This is a genomic window from Micromonospora sp. NPDC050397 (assembly GCF_044901685.1).
Lineage (GTDB): Bacteria > Actinomycetota > Actinomycetes > Mycobacteriales > Micromonosporaceae > Micromonospora_G.
Genome location: NZ_JBJDPS010000001.1, coordinates 170,955 through 182,649, shown reverse-complemented (window position 1 = coordinate 182,649; position 11,695 = coordinate 170,955). Strand labels below are relative to the sequence as shown.

The 11,695-nt window shown below is 71.9% G+C and carries 8 protein-coding genes; 4 read left to right on the top strand and 4 right to left on the bottom strand.

From position 1 onward, the window contains the following. Positions 1 to 113 precede the first annotated feature (113 nt). The gene (locus ACI2K4_RS00725) at positions 114 to 5,165 is read right to left on the bottom strand and encodes a hypothetical protein (RefSeq protein WP_404507693.1); all 5,052 of its coding nucleotides are present in this window, start codon (positions 5,163 to 5,165) and stop codon (positions 114 to 116) included. After that, complete coding sequence (locus ACI2K4_RS00720) at positions 5,162 to 5,965, bottom strand: DUF4132 domain-containing protein (RefSeq protein ID WP_404507692.1); 804 nt, start codon at positions 5,963 to 5,965, stop codon at positions 5,162 to 5,164. Before ACI2K4_RS00720 ends, ACI2K4_RS00725 begins: the two co-directional genes overlap by 4 nt. Positions 5,966 to 6,602: 637 nt before the next feature. Here ACI2K4_RS00720 and ACI2K4_RS00715 point away from each other — a divergent pair. From ACI2K4_RS00715 to ACI2K4_RS00700, 4 genes are all read left to right on the top strand, one after another. After that, a complete protein-coding gene (locus tag ACI2K4_RS00715; RefSeq protein WP_404507691.1) occupies positions 6,603 to 7,100 on the top strand; it encodes a YcxB family protein in 498 nt (165 codons plus the stop codon). 208 nt (positions 7,101 to 7,308) lie between these two features. Next, a complete protein-coding gene (locus tag ACI2K4_RS00710) occupies positions 7,309 to 7,662 on the top strand; it encodes a YciI family protein (protein ID WP_404507690.1) in 354 nt (117 codons plus the stop codon). A gap of 20 nt (positions 7,663 to 7,682) precedes the next feature. Then, positions 7,683 to 8,882 (top strand): RNA polymerase sigma factor, encoded by a 1,200-nt coding sequence (locus ACI2K4_RS00705; protein WP_404507689.1) that lies wholly within the window; start codon positions 7,683 to 7,685, stop codon positions 8,880 to 8,882. Continuing rightward, a complete protein-coding gene (locus ACI2K4_RS00700) occupies positions 8,879 to 9,457 on the top strand; it encodes a dihydrofolate reductase family protein (RefSeq protein WP_404507688.1) in 579 nt (192 codons plus the stop codon). Before ACI2K4_RS00705 ends, ACI2K4_RS00700 begins: the two co-directional genes overlap by 4 nt. Before the next feature lie 103 nt (positions 9,458 to 9,560). Here the strand turns inward: ACI2K4_RS00700 and ACI2K4_RS00695 are convergent, their stop codons facing one another. Further along, positions 9,561 to 10,103: a TetR/AcrR family transcriptional regulator gene (locus tag ACI2K4_RS00695; protein ID WP_404507687.1), complete on the bottom strand. Its 543-nt coding sequence runs from the start codon at positions 10,101 to 10,103 to the stop codon at positions 9,561 to 9,563. A 62-nt stretch (positions 10,104 to 10,165) separates the two neighbouring features. Next, positions 10,166 to 11,545 (bottom strand): FAD-binding protein, encoded by a 1,380-nt coding sequence (locus ACI2K4_RS00690; RefSeq protein ID WP_404507686.1) that lies wholly within the window; start codon positions 11,543 to 11,545, stop codon positions 10,166 to 10,168. Between the last annotated feature and the right edge of the window lie 150 nt (positions 11,546 to 11,695).

The window sequence follows — 11,695 nt, the reverse complement described above, 5'->3', positions numbered from 1 at the left end:
TTCCTCGATCTCTGTGTGGTTCGGATGGGATGTTCGGGCGTTAACGGCGGCGGGACGGTGCGCCGCGACGGCCGGTCCGGTCGTCGCGGTCGCGCCGCAGCAAGGGATCGGCGTCAGCGGCGGGTGCCGCCGGTGGGCAGGTTGTCGAACCGGGGCCGGTCGCCCTCGCGGGTGCGTTGCCAGGCTCGCCGGTAGAGCTCCGCGACCGGTTCGAACGGCACGGTGACGCCGAGCCCGGACGTACCGTCGGGTGCGAGGTCGAACAGGGCCACCTTCCAGCCCTCGATCGGCGCCTGCCCGCTGCCGCGCTCCAGCCACGGACCGGGCAGGAACAGCGACCGGCCGGCCCGGGACCGGCTGGCCGCGATGACCAGGTCGGTGCCGGCCAACTCGGTGCAGGCCGCCTTGAGCCGAGCCGGTTTCCAACCGGTCCACTTCGCCGTGTTGCGGTCGGTCGGGTCCGGCATGGTCAGCAGCATCAGGTACACCGCCGCGGCGTCGACGCCCAGGCGGTGTTCCTCGGCCACCTCGGCGACCAGGTGGGGCACCGACCGGGTCGGATCCTGCGGCCACCACGTCCCGGTTTCGGTCCGCGCGCCGCCGGCCGGCTCGCCCGGATCGTCGAGCAGCGCCGCGAAGCGCGGGTCGCGGACCAGGCGCAGCGCGACCTCCGTCGGGTACGGCTTCGCCGCGTCCGCCCGCAGCGCGGGCAGGTACGGGTCCGTCCCGACGGCGTCGAGCAGGTCCGGCCGCAGCGCCGGGGACGGCTGGTCGTCGTGGGTGGCCAGGACGATGGCGCCGTACCGTTCCCAGCCCGGGCCGGTCTCCGACGGGGTGCCCGCCACCTGGCGGAACTCCGGCAGCGGGATGTACCGGTCGAGGTCGAGCAGCAGATCGCGGTTGGCCAGCCGGTCCCGGATCGCGACCAGCGCGCCCGGCAGCGCGGCCCGGCACGGGTCACCGACCGGCGTGTGGTGGGTGACCCAGGCGGCCAGGGCGACGGCGGACCGCAGCACCTCACCGGTGAAGCCCGACGCCCGGCCGTCGACCTGCTGGGCCCGGTCGCCACTGATCTGGAACGCCAGGTCGGTGCTCAGCTCGACCGAGCGGGCCGGGTCGAGCAGCGCCGGCAGGGCCTTCGCCGGTCCCCAGCCGGTGCGGACCGCGCGGACCGCCTCGGCGAGCAGCGGTTCGGGCACCACCACCCGGCGTCCCAGGGCGGTGTTCCAGACCGCCGCGGCGGCGGCCACGTCCGGACCGTCGGTCCACAGCCGGGCCGGGTCGTCCGGCAACAGCGCCGAGACCACGGCCCGCCGCAGTTCCGGCCCGGCCTCGCGCAGCATGCCGAAGGCCAGCTTGACCTCGCCGACCTGCTTGATCGCGAGCGCCTTGCGCAGCTCGACCGGCACGGTGTTCGCCGAGTCGACGTAGGGCAGGCCGGCCAGCACCAGTTTCGCGGCGGTGGGGGTGACACCGGTCAGCTCGGCGAACGACTCGGCCGCCTCCGGCCGCCAGGGCAGCGGTCCCCGCGCGGCCCACTCGGTGAGGAAACCGGCCAGCCATCCGGCCGGGCGGCCGTTGTCGATCGACGCCGAGGACTGCACCGTGTACGGCTCGGGCACGGCGAAGACACCGGCCGGATCGTGGTACAGGGCGCCGAAGGTGTAGCCGGTGGACGTACCGCCGCAGTTGAGGAGGGCGACAAACGCCCCGTCGGAGACCGGCAGGATGCCCGACCCGGGGTACGGACGGGTGCCGTCGGGCTTGGTCAGGTCCTCGTCGAGCAGGTGCAGCGTGAACCGGCGCCACCGAAGCGGTTCGGCCGCTCCGCTCAGCTCGAGCCGGTCGAGCTCGGTGAGCAGGGCGTGCAGCGTTTCCCGTTGGTCGTCCGGGGTGACTCCCGCGACGGCCCGGTAGGCGACCGCCGCGAGACCGTCGAGCAGGGGCGACCAGTCCAGGGCGCTCGGCAGCGACGGTCCGTCGATGTGCAGCCGGACGGCGGGTTCGTTCCCGGTGGTCGCGGCCCGCTGGGTGGCGAACGCCTGGAACTGGGTGAAGACGTTGGTCGCGTTGCTCGTCCCGTACGTCGAACCGCGCAGCCCGTCGAGCGCCGTCCCGAGCTGCTCGTCGGTGGGCCCGGTCGCGGTCGCCACCGGCGGCACCGTCTTCGGGGCGGACAGTGACGTGATGAACTGCTCGGTCACCGCGTCCAGGTCGGTGCGGACCCGGGCGGCGAGCCGCAGCACCCCGGCCACCCCGGTCAGCACCGCGTCGTGGCTGACCGCCGGCAACGTCGAGCGGACCAACTCGACCAGCGTGTCCCTCCCCTCCCCGTCGGCGGTGGCTGGTCCGGCGGCGCCGGCCGGTGCCCCGACCATGGGTGTCCCGCCGGGGGTGGAGAGGCTGATGGTGCCGAGCAGGGCTCCGGTCGGGCGGGAGCGGGTCGCTGCCCGGGCTGCGGCCCGGGTGGCCGCCTCGGCTCGGGCAGCCTTCTCGGCAAGGGCGGCGCGGCGTTCCTCGAGGGCGACCTCGAACAGCGCGGCGGCGGTGTCCTGGTCCATCCGGCGCAGAATGCTGGAGCCGTCCGGGTCCCGGGGCAGCATGTTGCCGAGGAACGCCGGTCCGGGCAGCGGAACCGCGCCGGAGGTGTAGGCCCGGCCGGCCGGCTGGCCGGCGGCGGCCGACACCACACCGTCCGGGTCGACCAGGACAAAGCCCTTGAGGACGGCCCGAGGTCGGTCGTCGCCGGGCAGCACCAGGGCGGCGACCGGCTCCTGTCCCGGCTCGACGGTGACGGTGCGACCGGCCAGGTCTTCGCCGCGTACGGAGCCGTCGGGCAGGGTGACCACCCGCCAGCCGAGCAGACCGTCCACCGGTACGGCGGCCGGGGTGGCCCGGTCCGACAGGGCTGGCCGCAGCCAACTGTCCGAGCTGCGAAGCTTCCCACCGTCGGCCGGGAGGTCGGCCAGGAACCGGGGCAGGCTCCGCCGGCCGTGGGTGTCACTCGCCGGGTCGTACTCGCGCCAGCCCCAGCCGTCGTCGGCGCTGTGCTCCCGCACCCAGTGGGAGGTGCCGTCGGTGATCACCGGCCGCTGCGACGGAACCACGGTGTCACCGGCGTGCAGCACACCGTAGCCGGTGGTCCGCCCGCCACCGGGCAGCGGCAGGCTGATCTCCTGCGCCTGCCGGCGGCCGTCGCGAATGGGCTGTGACTGGTCGGGCGAGGTGTGCCAGTAGCCGCGCGGGTTGTAGCCGAGCGACTCGGAGCTCCAGTAGACCAGGAGCTGGCCGTCGACGTAGTGGTAGTCGGGCTTGCCCCACATGTCGTCGGCCGGGATGCGCAGGTCGTGGCGGAGCACGATCCCCTCGGCGCCGAGCACCCGTACGGTGGTCGGTCCGGCCAGGATCACGTACGGCCAGGCTTCCTGCCAGGTCCACTCGACCCGGTGGTCGCCGCCGGTCACCTCCTGCCAGGCCAGCTCCCACTCCGGCCAGCCCAGCTCCTCGATGATCCCGCCGCGCAGGCTGCGGGCGACGTGCTCGGCGAGGTCGACGCCGAGTGCCTGCCCGACGTCGACGCCCTTGCCGGGGTCACCGGCAAGGCCGAGCTCGGCGGAGACCAGTCGCACCGCCTCGACCGGGAGCTTGCCGAGCCACTGCACCGACTCCCGCAGGTACGGCAGCCCGGTGCTGAAGCGGTGGCGGAGCCGGGCCCGCAGCCACTCGGTCAGCAGCGGCCGGATGCCCGGCGTCTCGGCCAGTCGGCGCAGCGCGCGTGCCTGGCCGTCGAGCTGGTCGAGGCCCCGCCGCAGAGCCCCGACGAACCGGTCGTCGCCGGCCACCGCCGACAGGTCCCGCTCTCCGTCGGTCTGCACCCAGTGCCCCAGGTCCACCGAGTCGCCCTTGGGCGGAGCGACCGGCACGCCGAGGACGAGCAGCAGGTCGCACAGGTCCAGGTCGCCGTCGGCGACGAATGTCTCGCCGCTGGCGGCCAGCTCGCCGCGGAGCCGGTCGGCCATCCGCTCGACGAGCGGGTAGAGCTGCGGCATCCGGCTGCGGTAGTGGCCGGATGCGCTCCGGCCCACGAAGCGGCGCAGCCAGCCGACGGAGCCGTCCTGTGGCCGGGCCGGGTCCGGCACGTCCGGGTCGGACAGTCCGGCGAGCGCGCCGGTGTCGGACAGCAGGGTCAGCCAGGTGACCAGGTTGTCCCGATCGGCGGGCATCAGGTCGAGCAGGTTGCCTCGGGTTGCCGGGTCGCGGCCGGCAAGCGCCTTCACCGCCGGCAGGTGTGCCTTCCACCAGCCGGCCGGCGCCTCTGCGACGACCGGCAACCGGAGCAGCTCGGTCAGGTAGGCGGCCTCGCGATCGGCGGCGCCGGTCTTACCGGTGGGCTGGGCGGCCCGGACCAGCCGCTTCACCGCGTTGGCCGACTGCGCGGACGGAACCACGCCGGCCGCCGCGGCCCGCAGTGCCAACCGGCAGAACCGGTCCAGCGCCTCGTCGGCCGGCAACTGGGCGGCAAGCTCCTTCGCGTAGCCGGCCAATCCGGTCGCGGAGACCACCTTGGCCGACGCGAACTCCAGGTAGACCTCGTCCAACCGGTCCAGGTCCACCGGCAGGCCGTGCTGCGCCTCCGCCTTGCGCGCCTTGTTCAGCAACTGCGTCGCGTACGCGTCCTGCCCGGCGGCGAGGAACACCCGTGCCGCCTGCTCGAAGAAGGTCGGCAGGAGGTGTGGCAGCGTACGGGCGAACCGGTCGGCGATCACCTGGTGCCCGTCCAGGGCGGCCTTCGGCCGCGACCGTGCCTGTTTGGCGAGCTTCTGCAACTCCGGCACCACCGCCAACGCGTGCCGGCCGTCCGCCGGGTGGTGTACCAGCACCCACTCCGGAAACGCCAGCGGGCGGCGCGAGCCCAGCCCGACGACGGCCGGGTCGGCCGCCGTGGTCAGGCCGAGGAACCCGACGGCGATGTCCTCGCCCTCCCCGAGTACGGCGTCGACCACGCGGACCACCAGCCGGTCGCCGAGGGCCGGGTGCCGGTAGGCGCGCGCGGTGAGCGGCACCGCCCTGGCGCCGGCCCCGGCGGTGTCGGCCGGCAGTACCGCGCCGGCGGCCAGCAGGCTCTCGGCCGAGTGCTCACCCGACATGCTCGTCATCCCGGTCACGCCTTCTTCTCCGTCTTGGTCGCGGCGCCGGACAGCTCCGTCGCCATCCGCATTCCTTCCGACCAACCGACCGGCCCGACCTCGGTCAACCGCAGCGCCGGTCCGTCCACCACCGACCAGGACAGGGTGCCCAGGGTGGCCTCCGAGTCCCAGTAGTCCTCGTCGAACCACATGGCGGCCTCGACCGTGCGGCCGGCCTCCCAGACCCGGCACGTGACCTGCGAGCCGGCGACCCGGAAGCCGAGGGTGGCGGCCCGGGCGGCCAGCCGGTTGGGGACGCTGGTGCCGCGGAAGTCGTTGATCGTGGTGTCGCGGTCCTTCAGGTCGGTGGGTTTGCTCCAGGTGCCCCGGTGCAGTTGCTCGATCCGCTGGTTGATGTCCAGCTCGTCGGCGAACTCGCGCAGGTCGGTCAGGTCCGGTAGGCGCACCGGGTGGGGCAGCGTGGCGCTGGCCGACGAGAGCCGGATGGTCTCCCCGTCGAGGTTGACCACGCGCAGGTCACCGGTGTCGGTGACGTCGCGCAGGAAGCCCGGCTCGGTCGGGTCGTCGCCGAGCACCACGAGGTCGCGCAGCGCGTCCTGCCAGCCCGGGTCCGGCCAGATTCGGGCCAGCAGCGCGGTCGGCACCGGCAGTGAGGAGACCACCCAGGCGTCGATCCGGGCCAGGCATTCGGCGGTGTGCCGGTCCAGCCACTGGGCGAGCTGGCGTAGCCGGTCCACCTCGGGGTGGTCGCGCAGCGTCTTCGGCAGGGACTTCAGTGGGCGGCCGGTAGCCCGCAGGCCGGTGGACCGAGCGGCCACCCTTCCGTCCACAAGGGAAATCTCGTACGAGTCTCCCACCGGTAGCCAGCCCATCAGGAATACCCTCCGTAGTGGAGAATCAGCCAGATTTCAGATAAATCGGCTGCGATCGACGACGTAGGGACGCTAACAGTAGTGACCGACACGACCGGGTCCGTCGGCGGGCGGCGGTGGGCGTACCGGGGTCGGACCGGGTGGAACAGGGAGGGCCAGATCTGCGGGAGTCGGCAGGTCCGGCCGCTTCGGGGGCACCCCCGGCAGCCGAACGGCGCCCCGTCGACGAGCAAGAAAGTGACCTAGGTCACGCGACAAAAAGGGCAAATTCGTCGCGTACGGCGATGCCTGGTCGACGCCGTCCGACCACTCCGCGCGGGTAACCCGGCGGCGATCCGGTCGTTGGTCGCGTTGTGCCGCGGATCGTCGGCTCTCGGGTGGGCGAGCCCCGCCTCGGAAACGTCACGACCTGGACCGGAAGGGTCAACGGAAGGCACAGCGGAGACGGCTGATCGATGACGAGCACGGACCGGACCGGGCCTCGACGTACCCCCGGATCGTCGGATCGGGCGACACTGCTGGAGTTGTTCTTCGACGTCTTCTACGTCGCCCCGGAGGTGGGCGGGGGCATTATCGTTTGGGCGTGCACATTCGTTTCGACGTCCCCGCCGATCCCGCCTACCCGGGCCGGGTGGCCGCCGCGCTGAGCACTGTCCGGCTGCGCAGGTACGGCTACATCGGGGTGGTGCTGGCCGGGGTCGGGGCGATCGGTCTCGCCGTCTCGCAGGGGTTCGCGTGGGGCGACCAGGTCTCGCCGCTCTGCATAGCGTTGCTGCTGGCCGGCGTGCTGTCGATGCTGTACTCGCCGTGGGTGCGGTCGCGCGCCCGGCGCCGCTCCGATCGTTACGCGGTCGAGGGCGCCTACGACATCACCGACGACAACATCATGATGCGCAGCGGCTCGGAGTCCGGCGGCATCGCCTGGGACGGGGTCGCCCAGGTGAAGGACACTCCCGAGTTCTGGATCGTGTACGTCGGCCGGATGCCGGCGACCGTGATCCCGCGTCGCCTGATGTCCGCCGAGGACGCCGAAACACTGCGTGCCTACATGGCCGAACGTGGGCTGCTCCAGTCGCGGTGAACCCATCCACCGCCGAGCGGGCGCGCTGAGACGGACCGGGCCGGCGTACCGTCGGTCTCGTCCGCTGTGCCGGGAGACCGGCCCGGGGTACGTCGGGGTCGATTGTCTCCGAGAAATCCCGGCGTGCTCGTCGATCCGGGTCGGTCCTCTTCGTTGCCCTGGTGGGAGACCCGTCACCATCCCAACGCCGAGCCGCCGGAGGACCTCCATGAAGCACTACCTGCTCTCCGTACATCTCGTCGAGGGCGCACCGGCGCCGACCGACGAGGAGGCGCAGACCATGTTCCGGGAGACCCATCGGATCAACGACGAGCTACAGGCCGCGGGCGCCTGGGTCTTCGCCGGAGGACTCCGGTCACCGGAGAGCGCCACCGTCGTCCGGACCGGCAGCGGCACCACCACCATGAGCGACGGACCGTTCGCCGAGACAAAGGAGCACATCGCCGGATTCTGGATCATCAAGTGCGCGGACCTGGACCAGGCGCTGGCCTGGGCCGAGAGGTGCGCGGCGGCCTGCGGCCCGATCGAGGTGCGCCCCTTCGACGACCTGTCCCGAGCCTGAACAGGACCCGGTCTCCCGACATGGACCTGGCGAGCGTCTACCGCGCGGAGTACGGCCGCTGCGTCGCCACCCTGACCCGCTTCCTCGGCGACATCAACCTCGCCGAGGAAGCGGTCCAGGACGCCTTCACCACCGCTTTGCAGAAGTGGCAGACGCCGCCGCCGAACCCCGGCGCCTGGATCGTGACCGCCGCACGCAACCGGGCCATCGACCGGCTCCGCCGGGAATCGACCCGCGAGGCCCGGCACGCCCAGGCACTGCTGCTGCACCAGCAGGACGAGCCCCAGGAGGTGGGACCGGTGCGGGACGACCAACTGCGACTCATCTTCACCTGCTGCCACCCCGCGCTCGCCCCCGACGCGCGGACCGCCCTCACGCTCCGCCTGCTCGGTGGTCTCGAAGTACCGGAGATCGCCCGGGCGTACCTGATCCAGGAGGCGACCGTCGCCCAGCGGATCGTGCGCGCCAAGAAGAAGATCCGCGACGCCGGCATCCCGTACCGGGTGCCCGCCGAACACGAGCTGCCGGCCCGGCTGCCGCCCGTACTCACCGTGCTCTACCTGATGTTCAACGAGGGGTACACGTCCACCACCGGGCCGTTGATCAGGACGGATCTGGGTACCGAGGCGATCCGGCTCGCCCGGGAGCTCGCGGCGCTGATGCCCGACGAGCCCGAGGTCCTCGGACTGCTCGCCCTGCTGCTGCTGACCGAGGCGCGTCGCCCGGCCCGACTCGACCCGGCCGGCGAACTGGTGCTGCTGGCCGACCAGGACCGGTCGTTGTGGGACCGGACACTCATCGCCGAGGGCCACGACCTGGTTCGGCGTTGTCTGCGGCGCAACCGGCCGGGCCCGTACCAGATCCAGGCCGCGATCAGCGCGGTGCACACCGACGGCGCCGCCACCGACTGGCCGCAGGTCCTGGCGCTCTACGACCAGCTCCTCGCGCTGGCGCCGACCCCGGTCGTCGCGCTCAACCGCGCGGTCGCCGTCGCCGAGGTGTACGGGCCGGCGGCGGCCCTCGCCGCCTTGGCGGACGTCGACCTTCCGAACTACCACCGGCTGCCCGCCACCCGGGCCGAACTGCTGGCCCGGCTCGGACGCGACGCGGAGGCCCGAGCCGCCTACGACCAGGCCGTCGCACTGGCCACCAACGAGACCGAGCGCGCCTTCCTACAAGCCCGTCGTACCGGACTCACGCCCACGAGGAGAACCCGATGACCGCCACCTACACCTTCGACGTCTTCTCCAGCCTCGACGGCTTCGGCACCACCAGCGGCAACTGGGGTGGCTACTGGGGCAAGCAGGGTCCCGAGCTGCTCGAACACCGCCTCGGCCGGTACAGCGAGGAGCAGCGCATGGTCTTCGGGGCCGACACGTACCGGGTGTTCGCGCGGATGCTGGCCGCGAGCACCGAGGAATCCGAGGTCCGCGACGCCTGGGTCACCCGGATGAGGAATCTCCCGGCGACGGTGGTGTCGAGCACGCTGGAAGAACCCCTCGACTGGCCGGACGCGACCGTTGCGAACGGTGACGCCGTCGATGTTGTCGCCCGGCTGAAGAAGGAGTCCGGGGTGCCCTTGCGATCGCACGGCAGCCTGTCGCTGAACCGGGCGCTGATGGCCGCCGGTCTGGTCGACTTCGTCCAGGTGACGCTCTTCCCGGTGATCACCGGTCGGACCGGGACGGAGCCGATCTTCCAGGGGGCGGCGGACTTCGACCTGGAGCTGGTGGAGAGCCGGACACTCGACGGCCGCACCCAGGAGCTCACCTACCGGCCCACCCTGCATGCCTAGGGCCGCCCGTGCCCCCTCGCCCCATCCACGTCCAAGCGATGACCGCCGCCGATCGGGGCGTCGGCGGCGGTCGTCGCTTCGGATCGATGTGGGTGCCGGATCTTCAGTCGTTGACGCCGAGCATCGGCCTGAGCTGGGTCAGCAGGACGTCGCGGAACTCCGCCGGCGGTCGTGTGGGATGGTGCTGGACGCGAGCGAGAATCCACCCGACCAGGATCGCGAGCAGGAGGTCCATGACAGCCTCGGCGTCGTGGGTCAGCGTGAACTCACCCCGGTCGGCTCCTTCCCGTACGGCGGCGAGGAAGGGCGCCCGATAGCGCGTCCGTACTTCCGCGCTGTAGTCGCGGAGGTCGTCGTCGCGCATGGCGGATCGCCAGAACTCGACGAGGATCTGCCTGACGACCTGCGGGTTGTGCAGACTCCGGTCCACCATCGCGACCAGCCGGTGCCATGGGTCGGGTTCGGCGGCGGCCACCGCCCGCAGGGCGTCCACCTCCCGGTCGACGAAGACCTCCATCGCCTCGATGACCATGTTCTCGCGTGAGCCGAAGTAGGTCTGGAGGGTGCTGATGGCGACGCCGGCGGCCGCCGACACGTCCGCGAACCGGGTGTTCTCGTAGCCGCGAGCGGCGAGCACGTCCGTCACGGCGTCGAGGACGGCGACGCGTTTCGCTCCGCCCGCGTACCTTCTCCGGATCGGCACGGGCGTCAGGCCCGGGGCGGGATGTTGAAGTTCCAGCGGAACATGTTCTGCGGGTCCCACTCGGTCTTCGCCGTACGGAGCCGCTCATAGGTCGCCTCGTCGTACGCCAGCCGCACACTCTCCACCGCGGCGTCCGACGGCGACAGGTAACCGGGGTGCTTACGCCCGTCGAGCCCGGCCAGCCGACCGACCAGTTCCGCACCCCGATCCACCTCCAACCCCGGCACACCCGGCGGGACAACCGTCAACGCGAACACCGCGAAGGCGAGATCACGACGCACCGCGCTCGGCCGCCCCGCCGGCCTGCCCAACGCACCCCCGAGCTGACTCAGGTTCACCAACGTGATCTCCCCACCCGAGTCCGGACCCGCCAACTCGAGGATCGCCTCCACCACCTCCCCGGACAACTCCCCCACCATCGCGAAGTGCTCCACCGCCGTACCGGGATCGGTCGGGTCGTTGCCAATCGCCGCGACCTGGGCGGCGGGCATCATCCCCACCGTGTCCACCAACGCCGTGGCCGCCGCCCGCAACGGCGCCACCAACGCCTGCCCCTCGGCCGCCGAGCCCAGATACGCGACCCGCACAAGAACCGTCAACCGTCCCCGCATGAACTCCGGCACAAAAGGCAGATCCGGCGCCCGCAGGAACACCACCGACGACGTCACCTCGTCCGGCGCCCCAGCCGCGAACACCCGGTACGCCTCCAACACCGCACGAGCGTCCTCACCCGCGAACTGCAGGAAACCCCCGTACACCTCCGTCACCGGAAAGAGATCGAACACCATCGCGGTGACAACACCGAAGTTTCCCTTGCCGCCCAGCAGGGCGAAGAACAGATCCGGACTCGTCTGCGGGGTGACATGACGAAGCTCCCCGTCCGGGGTCACCACCTCCACCGCACGGACATGATCGGCCGCGTATCCGAAGGCCCGACCCAACGCGATACTCACACCCCCACCCAGGGTGTAACCCACCACCCCGACCTGCGGCGACGAACCCGCCAACGGCGCCAACCCGACCTTGGCCGCCTCCTCGACCACCTGTCCCCAGGTCACACCCGCCTCGACCCGAGCCACCCGCTGCCCGGCATCGATCTCCACCCCCGCCATCCGACGAGTGGTGATGAGCACCGCCCCGTCCGAGACCGACACCGAGGGACCGTGCCCGGTATTCAACACCGCGACCGACCGCCCCTCCTGCCGAGCGAACCGAACCGCCGCCCGCACATCAGCCTCGTCACTCGCACCCACAACCACGTAAGGCCGATGGGCAACAGCCGTGTTGAACACCGCCGCCTCAGCGGCAAAACCCTCGTCGTCCGCGAAGAGAACGGGTCCTCGCACGGGGGCCAGCACGGACGGGGTGCGGAAAGAATCAGACATGTCGAGCCTTCCTTGATTTCGTCGCGACACCGGCCGGTAACCCGACAACAAACGGACGACGCCATCGGTCCGATCGGCGTCGCAGGTGAATATCCGTGAAGTTGAGTGGGTTGTCCCCAGTCTCGTACGAGTGGCCGGTATGGCAGTACG